Source organism: Weizmannia sp. CD-2023, from assembly GCF_036225245.1.
In the GTDB taxonomy this organism is placed as follows: Bacteria; Bacillota; Bacilli; order Bacillales; family Bacillaceae_C; genus Weizmannia; species Weizmannia faecalis.
In genome coordinates, this window is sequence record NZ_JARTJQ010000025.1 from 35,979 (window position 1) to 54,679 (window position 18,701).

Sequence of the window (18,701 nt, forward strand, 5' to 3'; positions counted from 1 at the left end):
CAGGGCTTGCCGAACAAATCCGTTTTTGCTTTTTATCCGGCCCATTCAGTAAGTGCTGCAATGTTTACCAGATACAGGTTGATTCTTTTCTATCTATGGCTGTGGCTTTTGAATTAAGTTTTTTCGGGATCACTATAAAAGCAAGACAAAATAAAAAAGGCCCCGCTTTGTGCGGGTCCTTCTTTTACATCAGGATTCGGTGGAAGAATATTTGTAAAAGCCTTCTCCTGTTTCTTTTCCGAGTTTGCCTTTGTCAATGTATTCCGTTTTCAGCAAGTCTGCTATTTTTTTATACAGTTCATCGCCGGTAGTTTCTGCTTTTGCCAAACTGATATTGTAGGCGGTGTTGATGCCGACAACATCCAGAATTTGGAATGGTCCGGCCGGGGCGCCTGTTGCAATGCGCCATGTTTTGTCAATCGTTTCCGGATCGGCAACCCCTTTTACCAGCAGTATTTGGGCTGCTTCCAACAGCGGTACGAGTAATGAGTTCAGAATATAGCCCGGCTGCTCTTTGTGCAAAGGCAGCGCCACCATGCCAATTGCCTCTGCGAATGCGATCACATCCTGAAACGCTTTTTCACCTGTACCGGGATGTTTCATGATTTCTGCTGTATTGTATTTCCAAATTTCATTGGCAAAATGGAGCGCCAGAAATTTTTCCGGGCGGCCGGTTGCTTCTGCAAACTGGCTTGGCAGCAGGGTCGATGAGTTCGTTGCAAAGACCGTTTTTTCTGGTGCCAATTTTCCAAGCTTTTGGTAAAAGTCCTTTTTAATGGAAACCACTTCCGGAATGGCCTCAATGACCAGATCGGCAGTGGCTACAGCTTGTCCCAGATCATCAGAAAAAGAAATTCTATGATAGGCTGCGTCCACTTCTTGCTCTGTTGCACCAAGATCTTTCTGGTACCGGGCCTTCAACCCGGAAATTCTTTCTTTTGCCTGTTCGATTGCCTCGGCAGAAATATCATAAACATATACATGAAAGCCTTTAAAAGCCGTTTGATAGGCAATTTGGCTCCCGAGTACGCCGCTCCCTGCAATGGTGATATTTTGAAAGTTCATCATCATACGCCCTTTCTCGCGTTTTATGTAACCCCTTACATATCTATCGTATCACCATGGAAATGAAGCGTCAAAATTTGAATGGCTATCAATGGAAAAATGCAGTTTTACAGGCCTCATTTGGCGTGCTGGCGCTTATTTTCCGGGTTGCCTGCTATTCACAAAATCGTAAATTTCGCTAGGCGAAAAAGCTTTACTCTTTTTATCAAGGTGATATAATATGGGTTGCATTCAAAAGAACGGATGAAAAAGCCCGCAAAATGAAGAAGAGAGGTCTTATGGAAATCAAAGCTGTCAAACTCAAGCAGAAGTCTACTTTTTACCTGAACAGATATTTAACGGGGGATTCTATAGATTATCGGGAAGTTATTGGCATTATTATCCCAATTTTGGTGGATCAGGCGTTTTTGATCTTAATGAGTTTTCTAAATACGGCGATGATCAGTTCTGCCGGCGTTAGTGCTGTCAGTGCCGTAAACATGGTAGATTCATTGAATATTTTCCTTGTCAACGTATTTATTGCAATCGCAACCGGTGGAACGGTGATTGTTGCCCAGTATAAAGGAATCGGCAATAAAGAAATGGTGTCAAAGACGGCGACACAAGCCATTTCTGCTGTTGCTATTTTTTCGGTCGTGCTTGCCGTGTTTGTGATTGTGTTCAACACGCCGACACTCAATTTACTGTTCGGGAAAGCAGATGCAGCCGTTTTTCATAATGCGAGAATTTATTTGATTGGCAGCTGTCTCTCCTATCCTTTTATTGCGATTTTCCAGGCAGTACTGGGCGGTTTGCGCGGCGTCGGAGAAACAAAGCCATGCCTCGGCTTGTCGCTGTTTATGAACTTAACGAATACCGTGCTCAATGTTGTATTTATTACCATTTTTCATATGGGCGTCGTCGGCCTTGTGACATCCATTTTATGCGCAAGAGTTTTCGGTATGATCGCTTCCATTTTTTACGTTATGAAGTACAATGAGACGATTCGTTTTAAAATAAAAAATGCGCTTCACCTTGATTTTTCTTTATTGAAGAAAGTGATGTTTATCGGGATCCCGTTTGCGGCGGAACAAATCTTTTTTAACGGCGGGAAACTGCTGACACAGACATTTATTGTGCAGCTTGGGACATTGGCGTTGACGGAAAATGCGATCGCAAGTTCAATCACGCTGCTCTTCCAGATTGGACCGAATGCGCTTAGCATTGCGATTGTAACGATTGTCGGACAATGCATGGGCCGGCGGAATATCGATGACGCACGGAAATTTGCAAAGTCGTTTATTGTTTTGTCTTCTCTACTTTATGTTGTAACGACAGCGGTTCTTTTGCCGTTTTTCCCTGTCATGATGCAATTGTTTAATCCGCCTGACTCAATTATTCCGACGATCTTTACGATTGTCCTGATTTCTGCGTTTGGGCAGCCGCTGTTATGGCCGCAAAGTTTTATTATGCCGGCCGTGCTCCGGGCAGCAGGTGACTCAACATTTACATCGGTCGCTTCGCTGCTGTCAATGTGGCTTTTGCGGGTCATACTCGGCTATATTTTAGGGATTACATTCGGTTTTGGCATCATTGGCGTCTGGGTCGCGATGATTGCCGAATGGGGTGTGCGCGGGCTCATTTTTATGAACCGCTTCAAAGGTGCCAAATGGTATGCGCATAAACTGGTTTAACGACGGAAAGCAGTGCGATCGTCCGCACTGCTTTTAGTTTTCAAAATGTGAAAACGTTAACAATTTCGACACAGCTTTTTCCGGCTGCCCATGCTATACTACAAGTGTAAGGAGGGAAAGCCCTTACAGTTTGGGATTGCAGGAGACTCAACCATCCCGATTGGTTCCGTCTTCACGCGTATATTTCGAAAAGCCCAGAACGGTGAGCGCAACCGGTCCACTAAAAAGGAATTGGCGAATGCTCTCCGCCCGTTCAAGCAGCTGAAAAGCAAACCTTTTGCCGGAACATAAACGATTGCCGAAAAAGTGATTTGAAGCATCATGGAAACTCCAGGCACTTGAGTAAATGAATGAAAGCAATTGGGGAACCAGTTTCCGACGATGAAAGTTTTCTAAGGAAAGTTTTCAAAAGGAAAAGGCCGCAAAGCAATTCATTCATGAGAAAAAGTGCTGAACAGTCAAATGAAATGTCAATGAACTTTCAGGCAAAAGAATATGGTAAGGCAAAGGAAAGCCGGATCAGTTACGGATCTTTTAAGGCACAAGCTTTAAAAGCAGCAAATCTTAACAAAGATTTGTATCTGTCACGGAGCCGACGACAGGCATCCTGATAACATCACACTCCGGCAGCCGGGAAAAGGCTGAAAACTCCATTCATACATTGGGGAGTTACCCCCCGAATGTGAAAATGTATACAGGATGCGGCATGGTTGGGTCCCCTGTAATACCAAACTAAAGGCAGTGCGATGAAGTACCCGTTCATCGCACTGCCTTTTCATTTGGGAAGCATGCCGTTCAAGAAAAAAACAGGATTGCCAAGAAGGTGGGGCTTCCGTTATTTGGAAAAAAGGGAGTGGCCGCGATCGGAATAGGGGGCGAAACAGGTTGGGCTGCAGGGTTCAAGAGGAACAAAAGCGAGTTTGACAACGCCGGAATATCTTTTTTCTCGCTTCTTCACGCAGGTCAGCCAATTGGACAAAACGAACGCCGGTCGGGGAGCTTTTGTCTAATTGGACCTTCTAATTAGACAAAATACTCGGGGAGCGTGGGGCTTTTGTCCAGTTAACACCGCTAATGGGACAAAACGAACCCCCACGGTTTACTTTTGTCTAATTGGACCTTCTAACTAGACAAAACATTCGGGAGCGGGGAACTTTTGTCCAGTTAACCCTGCTAATTGGACAAAACGAACGCCGTGCAGGACCTTTTGTCTAATTGAAACTTCTAACTGGACAAAACACTCAGGGAGCGTGGGGCTATTGTCCAGTTAACCTCGCTAATTGGACAAAACGAACGCCGATCGGGGAGCTTTTGTCTAATTGGACCTTCTAACTAGACAAACCACTCGGGAGCGTTGAGCTTTTGTTCAATTAGAGGGGTTCTAAGTCAAGATTGTCGTTTTCCCCCCGCTTTCTTAACGTAGACTTGGCCCGGCCCCCAATCCAAATGCCTGTGTGCCGCGAAACATCCGCGTCCAAAATGTCTTCATCAGGCAGCGGGAGACAAAAAAGGGAGCAAATTCAGCTCCCAGTTTAAGAATGGGCTCCTGTTTTTTGTTGTTTTTCGACCACTGCCTCATTTGAAATGTTCAGCGTTCCCGTGTATTCCACTAAACCGATCTTGCAGCCGGGGCCGATTTCGATATTTTCCCCGCGAACCGTGCCGGCTTCAGTGTATTCCAAATAGATTTGATCTCCTTCGATGATATCAGCCTGCAACAGATGCCGTTTTTTCCCAAACATGCCGGGAAGCCCGCCTTGCATGCGGACGTCAATTTTCTTCCCGCCGATTTCTCCCGCGCGGCTGTTGCTATACTTTAACGCAATTTCAATTTCTTCCGCATTTAACAGGCCGCCAACTAGAAACTTTCCTTTTGAAATAAAAGCCTCTGCTTCGACATCTTCTTTGACGTCAAGCGACCCTTTGATCTCTGCTTTTTCCGTGCTGAACCGGCCGCCAATTTCCATCTCCCCGCGTACAAGGCTGGTCTTGATTTCCGCATCCCGTTCAATCCGGCAGCTGCCTGAAACTTTCAATTTCTCTGCCTCTACACTGCCGGCAAATATCCCCTCGCCAAAAACTGAAATCGTTTTGGCGGTTGTATTGCCGCTTACCTTGCTTGTACCGCGGATCGACAAGTTCAAACAATCGAGCGCATCGACAATTTCCGCTTCCCCGTTCACTTTAACATTTCCGTACAATCCGCCGCCATAAGCGCCCGAACCATTCACAATCAAAGGATTTCTCTCCATGTTCTGCACGCCTTTCTTTATATTTTCCGGTATTCTTTCACAACCGCTGAGCTGTCTTTTTCAAACGTATCTTTGTACTCCACAAGATCAATTTCACATTTTGGACCGATTTTTACACGGGCGCCCCGCACCACTTTCGCTGTCGTCATTTCAAGCACAATATCATCCCCTTCAATACTGTCAACCGTGAGGCCCGTGGGCGTAAACGGCTTCAACCAGCTTGAAATAGAATTGACTTTTTTCACCGTGATCTGCTGCCCACCCATTTCACGGATAAAACAGCGCCACAACGGGTTCATTTCAATCTTTTCGGCATTCAGTTCGCCTTCCATTTTGACGGTGCCGTGGATGTTGATTTCCTCGGCTTCACAATCTCCGGCAACAGACACATTCCCTTCAAGCAGGATTTCCGTTCCTTTCACTTTGCCGCCAAATTTTGCATTCCCGGATACGTGAAGATTTTCTGCCAGGACATCATCCAAAAACTTGGCCGATCCCGAAACCTCCATGCTTTTACTGGAGAGACTACCGTGAAAGGTTGCCGTTCCATTGACAGTGGCATTTTGTGAAACAATGTTTCCTTTAAAAACCGCTATTCCGTTTGATTCCAAATTTTTACACTTGATTTCACTATTCACTGTTCCTTTTCCATTCACGATGACGTCGTCAAAAGTCCCGCCGTTTGAGGATGCGACTCCGTTTATGACAAGATTTCCCACTTTTGCCCGCCTCCTATAGCCATTTTCCTTTTAATTCTGCTGATAACTCCATCAGATCAAGGCTGACAATCACTTTTGCTTCACGGTCAAACAAAATATCTTCTGCCTTTTTTGTCAAAAAGCAGGTGGAAACGCCGAACTTTCGGATCAGCCATACGTTTGTGCCTTCCGTTGCAAAAGATTTTTCTGCATCCTGCAAGAGCCCAACCAGCATTTTTCCTTCCTCAAGGGAAATCTCCCCGCCGTGCAAAAGTTTTTCCAATAAAAAAATGGAGAGCACTTCCTCAAAAGGAAAAGCCTGTTCTTGCGCCTGCGTTTGTTCGATGTAAAAATTTAGTACAAAATCGGAGGCAATACCCCGTTTCAGTATATCTGCCTTGCTGATCCGTTTCCCGCCGCCCGGTGCAAACATTTCGGCAAGCGCATCAAGCGAAAGGTTTTCTTTCATCGCCTGTATTTTTTCAATCCGCTCCAAAATGCGTTCGCGGGGGAAAAAGGTTTCCTGCCCGGTAAACGTCGATTTGCGGATAAACCAGTCTTCCGGAATCAGGTTTTTCCGTTTCCACCGGTATAATTGCCCATAGGAGATGCCGGTTTGTTCGAGCAGATCTTTTTTGGAAATTAAGTCTTCATCCATTTTCGCCACTCCTTTGCTATTTTTAATATAACATAACACTGTTATACTGTAAACAAGAAAGCAAATTTAGAAAATTTCATCATAACGGGCTCAAAATATGTTATAGTTATATCTATACATAGGATTGATGTTCAGGAGGAAGAAAAACATGATTGCGGAAGAATTCAAAAGGATGCTTGGCCAGAAATCGGTCATCCGGGAAATTGCTGAATACGGGGCAGTACGTGCAAAGGAAATCGGGTCTGAAAATGTTTTTGACTATAGCCTTGGCAATCCGAGCGTGCCGGTCCCGCAAGCTTTTACCGAAAAACTTATGGAACTTGCGAAAAACCCGGCGGTGCACGGCTACAGCCCGAGCCTTGGGATTGATTCAGTCCGTGAAAAAATTGCAGATTCCTTAAAACAGCGGTTTGGCATGCCGTACCGGAAAGAACATATTTTTATGGCTACGGGGGCAGCCGGCGCCATTGCACACGCTTTAAGGGCGGTAACCGTACCGGGAGATGAAGTGCTCACGTTTGCGCCGTATTTTCCGGAATACGTGCCATACGTCAATCAAACGGGCGCGGTGTTAAAAGTTGTTCCTGCTGATACGGAAAATTTTCAAATTCATTTTGACGCGTTCCGCCGGATGATTTCGCCCAAAACGGCAGCCGTTTTAATTAACACGCCAAACAATCCTTCAGGCGCTGTCTATTCTGAAGCTACGATCCGGGAATTGGCGCAGATTTTGCAAGAAAAAGAGCGGGAATTCGGGCATGAGATTTATATCATTACAGATGAACCGTACAGGGAAATTGTGTTCAAGGGTGTAGAGGCCCCGTACGTTGCAAAATATCATCCGTACACGATTACATGCTACTCTTTCAGCAAGTCGCTGTCGCTGCCAGGCGAGCGGATCGGGTACGTGGCTGTGAACCCGGACTGCCCGGATGCGGAATTGATTGTCAATATGTGCGGCCAGATCTCACGCGGCATCGGCCACAACTGCCCGCCGTCAATCATCCAGCTCGCTGTTGCCGAAGTGCTGGACATCACGGCGGATCTTTCAGTCTATGAAACCAACATGAATATTTTGTACGATGCCTTGACCGATATGGGTTTTTCCATCACAAAGCCAGGTGGTACATTCTACATGTTTCCGAAAGCCTTGGAAGAGGATGCTGTGGCATTTTGCAAAAAAGCACTTGAATATGACCTGCTGCTCGTTCCTTCTGATACGTTTGGCGTTCCGAGCTACTTCCGGATTTCCTACTGCATCCCGACAGAGAAAGTGAAACGGTCGCTTGCAGCGTTCAGGAAACTGGCAAATGAATATCAACTATGAAGCATTTGGCCAGTCCGCCGTATGTCGTGTAAAACAGACTTAAGCTTTTGCATCGGGGTTAAGTCAACAATTTTCATGGTGTTTGCAGCCGGTAGCAAAAAAACAATGTTTCGCTCGGTTTATCGAAGAAGGTGAACTTAACTTCAAAACTACGCATCCATTTTCATGTGTTTGCAGCCGACAGCAAAAAAACAATGATTCGCTCGGTTTAACGAAGAAGGTGAACTTAACTTCAAAACTACGCATCCATTTTCATGTGTTTGCAGCCGACAGCGAAAAAACAATGATTCGCTCGGTTTAACGAAGAAAGTGAACTTAACTTCAAAGCCACGCATCCATTTGCATGTGTTTGCAGCCGGTAGCAAAATAACAATGTATCGCCCGTTTTATAGAATAAAGTGAACTTAACTTTAAAGCCACTTATCCATCTGCATGGTGTTTGCAGCCGGTGGCAAAATAACAATGTTTCCCTGTTTTATAGAATAAAGTGAATTTAATTTCAAAGCCACACATCCATTTGCATGGCGGCTGCTTTTTCCGGCAGGGAGCATCTCCTGTGGTTCAACAACCCAATAGTGCTAGAGACAGGCAGCTTATGATTTTGAGATCATGGAGTCTAAGTACTTGATGATCTCTTCTTTGTTTTCGGAGACGGATTCTTCCCTAAGCTGGTCTTTTTTCATTTTTTCCTGTGCTTTTTGCAATATCTTTTCTCCTTTTTCTGCCGGGACCACAACAACTCCGTCCGCATCACCCACGATAATGTCCCCGGGATGTACGGCTACTCCCCCGCAGGAAATGGGGACGTTTATTTCGCCAACACCGCTTTTTCCGCTAGCGGCCACAGTTGTGCCTCTGCAAAAAACAGGATAGTTCAGTTTTTTAACGCCATCTATATCGCGAATGACGCCGTCCACAACGATCCCGCTTATGCCTAAAGTTTTTGCCATCCCGACCACAAAGTCGCCAGCAATGGCTCTGTACTCATCCCCCTTTGCATCCACGACAAGAACATCGCCAGGTTGTGCATGTCTGATGGCTTTTAGGACGGCTAAATTGTCACCCACCGGCATTTTAACAGTAAAAGCTTTGCCGCAGAGAAAATAGGAAGATTTCAATGGCTTAATCCGCGGGTGCAAGTTATTCAAGCCATCCATAGCATCTGATATACATGTGGTAGGAATAGAACGGAATGCGTCTACAAATGCATCCATAGTTGAACCCTCTTTCTTTAAGACTGGTTTTATGTATACTATACTGAAATAGAGAAAAAAATGAAAATAAAAAATTGTTATATTCATTCATAACAAAAATGAATAGAGGAGAGGAGAAAAGCCGCTGAAAAAGTCCAAGAGAAAACGGCAAGACACCGCGCCATTCATAGTGTCTCACCGTTTTTCAGTGTCTTCTGCCCGGGCAGAGGGGAGGTATTTTTACTCGTACACCACCTCAAACTCCGCCTTGTAACTTGCAAAGTCCTGTTTGTTAAACAATGGCAAATATAGCCCAATGTTCATCAGTTCGTCGCCGCCGTAGATTTTGCCTGTTTCAATATGCCGGTAGTTTTTGTCCGGGTCAAGGCCTGCCAGTTTTAATATTTTCAACTGGCCGGCTGCTTCAGACAGTACGTTGAAAAAATAGGCAATGGTATGGTTGCGGTCCGGTGAGACAAATTGCCAGGCGGCGCTGTTGCCTTCAAACGGGCTTATCAGGCGGTAGAACCGGCCAAACTGGAACAATTGCCGGTGTGCTTTGTAAAATGCAACCTGTTCCCGGATCACTGCTTTTTCATCTTCCGTGCATTTTGTCAAATCCAACTCATAGCCGAAATTGCCGCCCATTGCCACGTCACCGCGCGTCGATAACGGCGTAACCCGGCCGGTTTGGTGGTTCGGAACGGCCGAGACATGCGCGCCCATCGTAACCGGTGGGTAGGCGAGGCTTGTGCCATACTGGATTTTCAAACGGTCGGCCGCATCGGTATTATCGCTCGTCCACGTTTGCGGCATATAATACAGCATGCCCGGATCAAAACGCCCGCCACCGCCGGAACAGCTTTCAAACAAAATATCAGGATAACGCGATGTCAACTTTTCTAAAAAGTCATACAGCCCGAGCATATAGCGGTGGGCGGTTTCTCCCTGGTTTTCCGGCTCCAGCAGGGCGGAATGGACTTCTGTCATATGGCGGTTCATATCCCATTTGATGTAATCAACATGGACATGATCCAGAATGTCTGTCATCTGCCGGAAAATATTTTCGCGTACATCCCTACGGCTAAAATCGAGCACATATTGGGAGCGCCCTTCAGAAAGCCCGCGGCCCGGAATTTGCAGTGCCCAGTCCGGATGTTCACGGAAAAGGTCGCTGTCCCGCGAAACCATTTCCGGTTCAAACCAGAGGCCGAATTGCATCCCGCGTTTATGGATTTCTTCTGCCAGGTTTTTGAGCCCCATCTTTATTTTTTCGGCGTATTCATACCAGTCCCCTAAAGAACTGCGGTCATTGTCCCGGTGGCCGAACCAGCCGTCATCCAGTACAAATAGCTCAATGCCGAGCTTTTGCGCCTCGTCGGCGAGTTCAAGCAGTTTTTCATCATGAAATCGGAAATAGGTCGCTTCCCAGTTATTGATCAATACAGGGCGTTCCGCATCTTTATGCTTGCCGCGCAAAAGGTGGCGGCGGTAGAGCGTGTGAAACGTTTGCGACATCCCGTTCAGCCCGTCTCTGCTGTATACCATCACCGCTTCAGGGGAATAAAAAGTGTCACCCGGCTCCAACGCCCAGCTGAACCCGAAATCATTCAGCCCGATTCCAAAGCGTACCTGGCCGAACTGGTCCTGCTGCACCATTCCGGCAAAATTGCCGCTGTAAACGAGGTTCACTACATATGCTTCACCTTGGAATTCCGTTGTTTCAGGCTGGACAAGCGCCAAAAACGGATTTTCCTGGTGGCTGCTGGCGCCGCGCTTGTTGTCTATCCGCTTGATGCCGTCTGTTACGGTTTCTCTTGCTATTTGCCGTTCGCGTTTATGGGCGCCGGGGAGATGCAAAAGCTCAAAATTTCCGGCTGGGAAATCGACATTCAGGCTCATCAAGCGTTCAATTCGAACAGGTTTGTTTCCGCCGTTTGTCAGCACAGCCGCGCGGGAAATCGCCGGAAAATCGCGAAAGATGGTATATAAAAGCGTTAATTGAAGGCCTGTAAGCTTGTCTTCCAACATGATTTTCAACGTTTCGGCTTCATTTTGATTGGCAAAAGTAGCGGGAAGCCCGGGAAGCGCCGGCTTGCCCTTTAAAATGTCATACGCCCGGTAGCGGAAGTCCGTGACCGTTGACCCGTCCGCATGTCGGATAATATGTGCCGGCTCACGGAAATCGCCGTTGCCGTAACCCGGGAATTCCTGCAGTACCGTATCAAGCGAAAATTTGCGGTCTTTTGCACCGGGCGGGTTCGGGGAAAAACTGCGGCCAATGCGCGGATAGGCGCGCCCTCCGTGATAGGCCCTCACCGGTTTTCCCCAATACAGATGTTCCACGTAGCCGAATGCATCCACTTGTAAAAGGTAACTCACTTCATCATTTTGCAAATGGAAAGTTTTCGTTTGTTCCTCAAAACTAATCATCCATCTTCCTCCTCGTTTCGTAAGTGCAGAGGTTTTCGTTTTCCTGCTTCAGTTGGAATGGCCGAGGCATCCTCAGTTTTGTTCAATATGATAATACGGTTAGAGAAAATTCTAATGGGTAAAGGAATGGTGCATCTCCTTTACCGAAAGAATCCGCTTACACTATACGACCATTTTAGTGTTTGTATCCGTCCTTGTCACTTGATTTGTAGAGTAGCTGTCCCGGGCGCATTCGCATCCAAGGAATGCTGCAGAGGTCCACGGAAAAATTTGGCATAAAAAAGTTAGCGTCAGGTATTGCATTCTTGTGCTGGCGTTGTAAAATGACTATTATTAAAAGTAGATGAGAAACAATTTGTTAACATTTACACAATGGAGCTGATGATGATGCGGGAAACCATTTCAAAAGAAAATATCCGGGAAAGAGTGCGCGACATTGTGTTGAATGATTTCGATGATGACCCTTCGGAAATAAAGGACGACACCCTTTTTGTCGATGATCTCGGTGCGGACTGGATTGACCTTTCAGAGCTGGCTGTGGAGTTATCGGATGAATTTGATCTCGATATAGATGAAGATGAAATCAATAAGCTCGTTTCCATTGAAAAGGCAACAGACTATATATATGAAAAACAGCGAAAATGTCGTGAACATCTGGCGATCAAGCTGCCAAAAATACTGGAAATCAGAAAGCAAAACAAGGCCCGTGGATAACTCGAGATTCACGGGCTTTGTTTTGCTTATGGGTTGCTGAATAAGCAAAATTTATAGATTTGGTTTATAAAAATCTAGAGAAAAGTTTGCACTCGCAAGCTGTTTCATCGTACTAGAAGACAGAATCCTGCATTTTGCAGATAGTTTCTTCTATATATTGAGACAGCATTTGCTGATCAATTGGGTACAAAATCGGATTCGCCCAGCAAGCTCTATTTACGGGATGGCTTGCAACGGCGCGATGCACATTTGCAAACCGCTTTTTTTCCATTATACTATTACAAGGCAGTGAAACGCCCGTTTTTTTGAATCGAAAATTTTACACTTTAAACGTGTTCAAGATATTTGTTTTTCGATGGAAGGAGTGATTGGATTGGCCATTTTGCAAGGGGAATCATTGGTGACAGAAATCCGCGGCCTTGATGCAAAGGGTTCCGGGCAGGCGGTTGTCTGGCGTGAAAATGAACTTGGTAACGCGAAAAAATTAAAACTGACCATTCCGCGTACGCTTCCGGGGGAAAAAGTACGCGTCACCGTGGACCAGCCGGAGAAAAGAAGAAGAAAGGCGCTGCCGGATGAAATTCTGAAAGCCCATCCGGAAAGGGTGGCGCCCATGTGCCCGCACTTTGACCGTTGCGGTGGCTGTGTCTGGCAGCACTGGGCATACGAGGGCCAGTTAAAACAAAAAACTGCCCATGTAAAAGAAGCCATTGCCACACAAGGCTTTGACCCGGCGCTTGTCCGTGATACGATCGGCATGGACAATCCTTGGCATTACCGCAATAAAATGGAATTTACATTTGCTCCAGATGGATCGCTCGGCCTGCATGAGCAAGGGAATTTCCGGAAAGTGATTCCACTTGAAACGTGCCTGATTGCCGGAAAAGAAATGGTGGATGGCGCGATGGAAGTGGCCGCGTGGGTAAAAGAGCATGGCTTAAAAGGCTATGACAAAGATGCGCACGAAGGCCTCTTACGCCACTTAATGGTGCGCCAGTCTTTTGCAACAGGGGAAATGATGCTCGCCCTGTTTGCAACCGAAGCGCCGGATGGGGAACTAGCTGAAGCGGCCCGCGATTTGGCAGAGCGGATCACCGGCAACTTCCCGCAAGTAAAAAGCCTGCTCTGGCTCGAAAATACCGACTGGGCAGACCGGACACAGGCGGAAAAAACACATGTCCTCTCCGGACGTGATTTTATTTACGATGAAATGGGTGGTTACCGTTACCGGATATGGTTCGATACATTTTTCCAAACCAACCCAGTACAGGCACAGAAACTCGTCGATCTTGCGCTTGAAATGGGCCGGCCGGAGAAAGCGGAAAAAATGATTGACCTGTTCTGCGGCGTCGGCACATTCTCGCTGCCGTTTGCGGACCGTGTCAGGGAACTTGCCGGCATTGAAATTGTTGAATCCTCGATCGAATCGGCAAAACGGAATGCAAAAGACAATGGCATTTCAAACACATATTTCCTTGCCAAAGACGCACGCAAAGGGATTGATGAAGTGCTGGAAAGCTTCGGCAACCCGGAACTGTTGCTTCTCGACCCACCGCGTTCCGGCGCCGGCGGCAAAGTGATGCGCAAAATCGGCCGGGCAAAACCTGCGCGCATTGTCTATGTCTCCTGCAACCCGGACACATTTGCAACGGATATAAAAGAACTCGAACCGTTTGGCTACAAACTGACTGCCGTCCAGCCGGTGGACCTGTTCCCGCATACGGTGCATGTGGAGTGCGTGGCGCATTTGGTTTTAGATGTGTAAACAGCAACGATACAAAGCCCTGATTTTGTGAAAATCACCTTTCCAAAATCAGGGCGATTTTTTATTCAAAATCAAAAATCTCCAATAGCCGGCTTATTACCGGGACTATAATGAATATTTATGATTTGTAATAAAATTTTCCGAATTTTTCTTTCCAATGAGGTATAATAAAATAAAGCTGGAGAGAATGAGCGAAACATTGCTATTTTGTTACCGGTTGCAAAAGCAATTAGGATGTAAAATGGATGACTTGGTCTTAATGTAAAAAACTAAGTTCAGTTTTTAGAGTAATATGATTTTTCAATAGAGATGAGGGATAAGAAATGGGAATTGATTTTCACAGTAAGCAAAATCGATTGACTTATACAACCCGTGTTGCGGATCGTTCCTGGATTGACATGATGAAAAGTCTGCTAACTGTCGAGCATATATCAAACGCTTTAGATATCGGGTGCGGAGGAGGGATTTATTCGAAAGCCCTGGCAGATATGGGCGTTCAAACTGTTATAGGCATCGATTTTTCGGAACCGATTCTTGAAGGAGCGAAGGAAAATTGTAAAGACTATAAAAATATCTCCTTTCAACTCGGAAACGCTTATGATACAGGCTTAGAAAGTCAAAGCTTTCAATTGGTGATTGAAAGAGCGTTAATACACCATCTTTGGGATTTGCATGCTTGTTTTAAAGAAGCACACAGACTGTTAAAGGATGGCGGGGTTTTTATTATTCAAGATCGCACACCCGATGATTGCTTATTAGAAGGAGATAACACAAACATCAGAGGGTATTTATTTGAGTTATTTCCAAAATTAATTGATGAGGAAATAAAACGCAGGCATAGCAGCCAAACGGTCATCGAGGCTTTGCAAGAAGCAGGGTTCAAAAAAATTGAAGAAGTTAAATTATGGGAAACAAGAAAGGTGCACGAAAATAAAGCGCAATTATTAAAAGACATAAGTGAAAGAACAGGAAGAAGCATTTTGTATGAACTGGATGATCAAGAACTAAGTTTGCTGACCGATTATGTCCAGAAAAAGGTGACAAAGGAAAATAACATCGTTGAAAAAGACCGGTGGACAATATGGAAGGCAACTATTTAGCTGATTGACCGCCTGCAGGGCAACGGGTAAGAACAACTACCCACTTTCCCCAATTTTGCAGGCGTAAAATTAGAAGATCCGGAAATGCATCAAAAGGGGGATGTTCAATTTTATTTACTAAATCCTGAACAATATTTATGTGTTTATGAGGCTTCCTCTATGAATAGTTATAGAGCAGATCATAACAATTATAAAGACATTGATAAAATAGATTTCCGAAAATATAAGTCCTGAAATTGAAGTATTTTTAACCAATTTCGGCCATTTCCTGGACAGTGCCGAAACGCGGCAAATTAGGGAAAGTGGCCGGTACTGCTATTTTAAGGCCGGGCCAGAATCAATACCCTTCAATGTCGCAGCAAACGCTATTGATTGAGTATCGTTTTAAAAGATGTCTCATGGCTAACCCAGATTCTGCTTAACGGATAGGACGTCCTGATATCTCACAGCACCTGAGCCATGTGGAGTGTGTTTGCATTTAAAAAATATAATGAGAAAATAAACCACAAGGCGGTGAAACGTTTTGAGAGTGAGCCGTGAAGAATTAAAGCGGATGATTGATCAAATTCCTGAACAAGATGTCCTTGAAGTGTATGATTTTATTGAATTTTTAACCTTCAAGCGGGGAGAACAAGCACTAAACGAAAAGGAAGTTGAATATCTGGCAAAAGATGAAGAAGTTGTTCGTCAGGTTCAAAAGAGTCGCGAAGATCGGCGAAACGGACGCATTTACAGCAAAGAACAGGGGCTTAAGTATCTTCGGAGATGTTTCAAGGGGTCTTAAGCGTGGACAAAGAGTATCGTGTATTTTGGTCACAAACTGCGCTGGACGAATTGAGCAATATTCGGGGATACAAACAAGAAGGCATATGCTTATTGGGGTTAGTATGAAACATAAACGCTTGGAACAAAAAGGATCGCTTGGTCAGCTTTCGTTAGCTCGTAAAAGTAACGATAAGTCGAGAAGCCCCTACTTCGAGTGACCCGTCGAAGTGGGAGTAGTTCACTGTGGAGCCATTTTTATACGTATATGTCAATTCTATTTCGTGCAATGTTTGTGCTCGCCTGAAGCGGGAGAAGGGAGAAAAATGAACAATCAATTTCGACGAGAAGATATTGACTTTTATTCAAATGGAACAAGGTGTAGCGCGTGGCTATATCTACCCAATGTAGATAAAAGATGCCCGGTAATTGTAATGGCTCATGGCTTGGGTGGAGTGCGTGAAATGCGGTTGGACGCATATGCTGAAAGGTTTGCTGCTGCCGGGTATGCCTGCTTTTTATTTGATTATCGTAACCATGGAGCAAGTGACGGAAATAAAAGACAACGGATAAATGTAAAAGAACAACTTGCAGATTGGAACTCTGCCATTGATTTCATCAAAAAGAATGATAGGATTGATGATAGTAAAATACTCCTGTTTGGAAGTTCGTTTAGTGGGGGACACGTTATAACCCTATCAGCTCATCGAATAGATATTCTTGCAACCGTGGCACAGTGCCCATATACAAACAATTTAGCTACAATGAAAACGGTCTCACCGCTATCTGCCCTAAAAATATTCCCCTTTGTCATAGCCGACGTTTTATCTTCTATTACCGGGTATCATCCGGTCATGATTAAATTGGTGGATGCGCATGGGAAAGTAGCGATGATGGCTGTTCCTGATTACAAAGAGGTTTTTAAGTTGATGCCTGAAAATTTAAAGTTTGTGAATAAAGCCCCTGCAAGAACAGTTTTAGAATTTTTTAAATGTTCACCTAGTAGATACACTAAAAATATAGAAATACCGATATTTTATGCGGTTTGTCGGAAAGATACATTAGCACCTGCTTGGGCAACCATAAAGTGTGCAAAACGCTCCAAGAAAGCAACGATTAAAGCGTACGATTGTGGACATTTCAATATTTATTTAGGTGATTATTTTGAAAATGCAATAGTAGATTATATAGACTTTTTTGATAAAATTACAAAAGGCTAGTTGGATAATCAAATGCAACAAGCTAAATAAATGAAAAAAAACATGATAAACCGTTTGCGATAAAAACGCAATCAATACGGAGGTTTATCCATGGAGTAGATTGCCACCCTTCGTGCAGAAGGAAAATCCATGCAAGTAATCGCTGATGTGGTTGGCTGTAAAAAAAATACCGTATCTCGGGAACTGAAGCGTGGTACGGGCGGCATTTGAGGTAACATCCTGTGCTTTTTTTCATATTTAACAAAAACTTAAAAGACGGGCAATAATTTTGCTGTTGCACAAAATTCGGGACTATGATATGGTAAAATTAATGAAAATGAATATTCACAATCGTCTACTAGGGGCGCCGGATTGGCTGAGAAGTACCCTTAGAACCTGATCTAGTTCGTACTAGCGTAGGGAAGTAGGTAATGAAATTACACCTGATGATTTGTAATTTATACACCCGCTTTCCGATGGAGGGCGGGTTTTTTATTTTGAAGCTGCTTAGGGCAAAGGGAGAAACCAGCCTGCAAACCGTAATCGTTTTCCCGGTAAACAAGGAGGAATCATTGTTGAAACGATCTTTTACAGAAAGGCTATATCAAAATGTCCAGCCGATTTGGGAGAAAAACCATAACCATCCTTTTGTCGTGGGACTGGGGAACGGAACTTTAGAAAGAGATAAATTTATCTATTATTTAAAGCAGGATTACGTATATTTAGTTGAGTACGCAAAACTGTTTGCCATGGGTGTTGTGAAAGCGGGTAACCTGGACATTATGACGAGATTTGCTGCGGTGCTCCATGAATCGTTGCATTTTGAGATGGAACTACACCGCCAATACGCTGCCGAGTTTGGCATTACACGCACGGATTTAGAAGCAACTCAACCAACGCCGGCCAACCTTGCTTACACGAGTTACATGCTACAAGTGGCCGCCAATGGAGGCTTGGCTGAACTTGTTGCCTGCTTGTTGCCGTGTGCCTGGGATTATTGGGAAATTGGGAAACTGCTAAAAGTAAATCATCGAGACACATTGGAGGCCAATCCTTACAAGAAATGGATCGAAACCTATTCTTCAGAAACGTTCGGCTCCGGAACGCAGTGGTTAATTGACTTAATGGACCAACTGGCAAGCGGAAAATCAGAAACGGAACTGATGGCCTTAGAACGCCATTTTCAAATGGCCTCAAAGTATGAATATTTATTTTGGGATATGAACGATAAAAAACAAGACTGGCCGGTCTGATTTTCATTCGCAACTAAAAAGGAGGGAAGGTTGGTTCTAATGAGAAAAACACAAAAAATAACAGCAACTGCAGTTATTGCAGCTATCACAACTGCATCCAGCAGCTTGATTTATATCCCGGTTGGTTTTGCAAAAATTTTTCCGGTACAGCATTTTGCCAACATACTCTCGGCTGTTTTACTCGGCCCCGGTTATGCGGTTGCACAAGCCTTTATATCCTCGCTTTTACGTAACTTGCTTGGGACAGGGAGTATTTTTGCCTTTCCGGGAAGCATGATCGGCGCGTTTTTGGCAGCTTATCTGTACGCGAAGACGAATAAGCTCATTTTTGCCTTTGTTGGGGAGGTCATGGGGACAGGCATTCTCGGTGCCCTGGCCTGTTATCCCATTGCTGTTTTTCTGCTCGGCCAAGCGTCAACGCTTTTCGGATTTATCCCTGCCTTCTTTTTAAGCTCTTTTGCAGGGGCCATTTTTGGCTATGTTTTGATAAAAGTTTTACAAAAAAATAAAGGGTGGGACAGAATGATCAATCATACCGTAAGCAACCGTAAGCTTTGAGTGAAGCACCACGGAGGATTGAAGGCATTTGCCATGGTGCATACAGGTTGC

At 44.9% G+C, this 18,701-nt stretch carries 15 protein-coding genes, 1 pseudogene and 1 riboswitch; of the genes and pseudogenes, 10 read left to right on the plus strand and 6 right to left on the minus strand.

Annotated features, from left to right (window positions below; genetic code table 11):
* Window positions 1-189: 189 nt before the first annotated feature.
* On the minus strand, window positions 190-1,065 hold the full coding sequence (locus P9687_RS02940) for a 3-hydroxyacyl-CoA dehydrogenase (RefSeq protein WP_035189888.1): 876 nt from the start codon (window positions 1,063-1,065) through the stop codon (window positions 190-192).
* Between the two features lie 278 nt (window positions 1,066-1,343).
* Between P9687_RS02940 and P9687_RS02945 the strand changes: the two genes are divergently transcribed.
* The gene (locus P9687_RS02945) at window positions 1,344-2,738 is read left to right on the plus strand and encodes an MATE family efflux transporter (protein ID WP_026104582.1); all 1,395 of its coding nucleotides are present in this window, start codon (window positions 1,344-1,346) and stop codon (window positions 2,736-2,738) included.
* A 1,532-nt stretch (window positions 2,739-4,270) separates the two neighbouring features.
* Here the strand turns inward: P9687_RS02945 and P9687_RS02950 are convergent.
* From P9687_RS02950 to P9687_RS02960, 3 genes are read right to left on the minus strand one after another with little or no spacing between them, the layout of a single operon-like run.
* A complete protein-coding gene (locus P9687_RS02950) occupies window positions 4,271-4,990 on the minus strand; it encodes a hypothetical protein (RefSeq protein WP_026104633.1) in 720 nt (239 codons plus the stop codon).
* Between the two features lie 17 nt (window positions 4,991-5,007).
* Window positions 5,008-5,709: a polymer-forming cytoskeletal protein gene (locus P9687_RS02955; protein ID WP_035189867.1), complete on the minus strand. Its 702-nt coding sequence runs from the start codon at window positions 5,707-5,709 to the stop codon at window positions 5,008-5,010.
* A 13-nt stretch (window positions 5,710-5,722) separates the two neighbouring features.
* Window positions 5,723-6,346, minus strand: coding sequence for a YhbD family protein (locus P9687_RS02960; protein ID WP_035189866.1), 624 nt, complete (start codon window positions 6,344-6,346; stop codon window positions 5,723-5,725).
* A gap of 148 nt (window positions 6,347-6,494) precedes the next feature.
* Between P9687_RS02960 and P9687_RS02965 the strand changes: the two genes are divergently transcribed.
* A complete protein-coding gene (locus tag P9687_RS02965) occupies window positions 6,495-7,673 on the plus strand; it encodes a pyridoxal phosphate-dependent aminotransferase (protein ID WP_035189865.1) in 1,179 nt (392 codons plus the stop codon).
* 593 nt (window positions 7,674-8,266) lie between these two features.
* On the opposite strand, the gene P9687_RS02970 is transcribed toward P9687_RS02965, so the two are convergent.
* The gene (locus tag P9687_RS02970) at window positions 8,267-8,887 is read right to left on the minus strand and encodes an RraA family protein (protein ID WP_104851266.1); all 621 of its coding nucleotides are present in this window, start codon (window positions 8,885-8,887) and stop codon (window positions 8,267-8,269) included.
* A 219-nt stretch (window positions 8,888-9,106) separates the two neighbouring features.
* On the minus strand, window positions 9,107-11,299 hold the full coding sequence (locus P9687_RS02975; RefSeq protein WP_328228632.1) for an alpha-galactosidase: 2,193 nt from the start codon (window positions 11,297-11,299) through the stop codon (window positions 9,107-9,109).
* A gap of 387 nt (window positions 11,300-11,686) precedes the next feature.
* Between P9687_RS02975 and P9687_RS02980 the strand changes: the two genes are divergently transcribed.
* The 8 genes and pseudogenes from P9687_RS02980 (at window position 11,687) to thiW (ending at window position 18,650) form a co-directional block, all read left to right on the plus strand.
* Entirely contained in the window at window positions 11,687-12,013 is a 327-nt protein-coding gene (locus tag P9687_RS02980) for an acyl carrier protein (protein WP_061565493.1), read from the plus strand.
* Between the two features lie 373 nt (window positions 12,014-12,386).
* Window positions 12,387-13,778: a 23S rRNA (uracil(1939)-C(5))-methyltransferase RlmD gene (gene rlmD, locus P9687_RS02985; RefSeq protein WP_081111672.1), complete on the plus strand. Its 1,392-nt coding sequence runs from the start codon at window positions 12,387-12,389 to the stop codon at window positions 13,776-13,778.
* A gap of 323 nt (window positions 13,779-14,101) precedes the next feature.
* Complete coding sequence (locus P9687_RS02990) at window positions 14,102-14,878, plus strand: class I SAM-dependent methyltransferase (RefSeq protein WP_035182296.1); 777 nt, start codon at window positions 14,102-14,104, stop codon at window positions 14,876-14,878.
* A 553-nt stretch (window positions 14,879-15,431) separates the two neighbouring features.
* Window positions 15,432-15,662: a hypothetical protein gene (locus P9687_RS02995; protein ID WP_231111524.1), complete on the plus strand. Its 231-nt coding sequence runs from the start codon at window positions 15,432-15,434 to the stop codon at window positions 15,660-15,662.
* A gap of 304 nt (window positions 15,663-15,966) precedes the next feature.
* On the plus strand, window positions 15,967-16,860 hold the full coding sequence (locus tag P9687_RS03000) for an alpha/beta hydrolase (RefSeq protein ID WP_061565495.1): 894 nt from the start codon (window positions 15,967-15,969) through the stop codon (window positions 16,858-16,860).
* A gap of 99 nt (window positions 16,861-16,959) precedes the next feature.
* A pseudogene (locus P9687_RS03005) lies at window positions 16,960-17,058 on the plus strand (helix-turn-helix domain-containing protein); the annotation flags it as partial.
* A gap of 131 nt (window positions 17,059-17,189) precedes the next feature.
* Window positions 17,190-17,279, plus strand: a riboswitch (TPP riboswitch).
* Window positions 17,271-18,092, plus strand: a complete 822-nt coding sequence (tenA, locus tag P9687_RS03010; protein WP_061564872.1) for a thiaminase II — start codon at window positions 17,271-17,273, stop codon at window positions 18,090-18,092. It overlaps the preceding riboswitch by 9 nt.
* A gap of 39 nt (window positions 18,093-18,131) precedes the next feature.
* Window positions 18,132-18,650, plus strand: a complete 519-nt coding sequence (thiW, locus tag P9687_RS03015; RefSeq protein ID WP_029142551.1) for an energy coupling factor transporter S component ThiW — start codon at window positions 18,132-18,134, stop codon at window positions 18,648-18,650.
* The last annotated feature ends 51 nt before the right edge of the window (window positions 18,651-18,701 follow it).

Bases quoted from the DNA above. Each gene is read 5' to 3' on its own strand.
- P9687_RS02940 (WP_035189888.1), bottom strand. From the start codon at position 1,065: ATGAACTTTCAAAATATCACCATTGCAGGGAGCGGCGTACTCGGGAGC.
- P9687_RS02945 (WP_026104582.1), top strand. From the start codon at position 1,344: ATGGAAATCAAAGCTGTCAAACTCAAGCAGAAGTCTACTTTTTACCTG.
- P9687_RS02950 (WP_026104633.1), bottom strand. From the start codon at position 4,990: ATGGAGAGAAATCCTTTGATTGTGAATGGTTCGGGCGCTTATGGCGGC.
- P9687_RS02960 (WP_035189866.1), bottom strand. From the start codon at position 6,346: ATGGATGAAGACTTAATTTCCAAAAAAGATCTGCTCGAACAAACCGGC.
- P9687_RS02965 (WP_035189865.1), top strand. From the start codon at position 6,495: ATGATTGCGGAAGAATTCAAAAGGATGCTTGGCCAGAAATCGGTCATC.
- P9687_RS02970 (WP_104851266.1), bottom strand. From the start codon at position 8,887: ATGGATGCATTTGTAGACGCATTCCGTTCTATTCCTACCACATGTATA.
- P9687_RS02975 (WP_328228632.1), bottom strand. From the start codon at position 11,299: ATGATTAGTTTTGAGGAACAAACGAAAACTTTCCATTTGCAAAATGAT.
- P9687_RS02980 (WP_061565493.1), top strand. From the start codon at position 11,687: ATGCGGGAAACCATTTCAAAAGAAAATATCCGGGAAAGAGTGCGCGAC.
- P9687_RS02990 (WP_035182296.1), top strand. From the start codon at position 14,102: ATGGGAATTGATTTTCACAGTAAGCAAAATCGATTGACTTATACAACC.
- P9687_RS02995 (WP_231111524.1), top strand. From the start codon at position 15,432: ATGATTGATCAAATTCCTGAACAAGATGTCCTTGAAGTGTATGATTTT.
- P9687_RS03000 (WP_061565495.1), top strand. From the start codon at position 15,967: ATGAACAATCAATTTCGACGAGAAGATATTGACTTTTATTCAAATGGA.
- tenA (WP_061564872.1), top strand. From the start codon at position 17,271: ATGAAATTACACCTGATGATTTGTAATTTATACACCCGCTTTCCGATG.
- thiW (WP_029142551.1), top strand. From the start codon at position 18,132: ATGAGAAAAACACAAAAAATAACAGCAACTGCAGTTATTGCAGCTATC.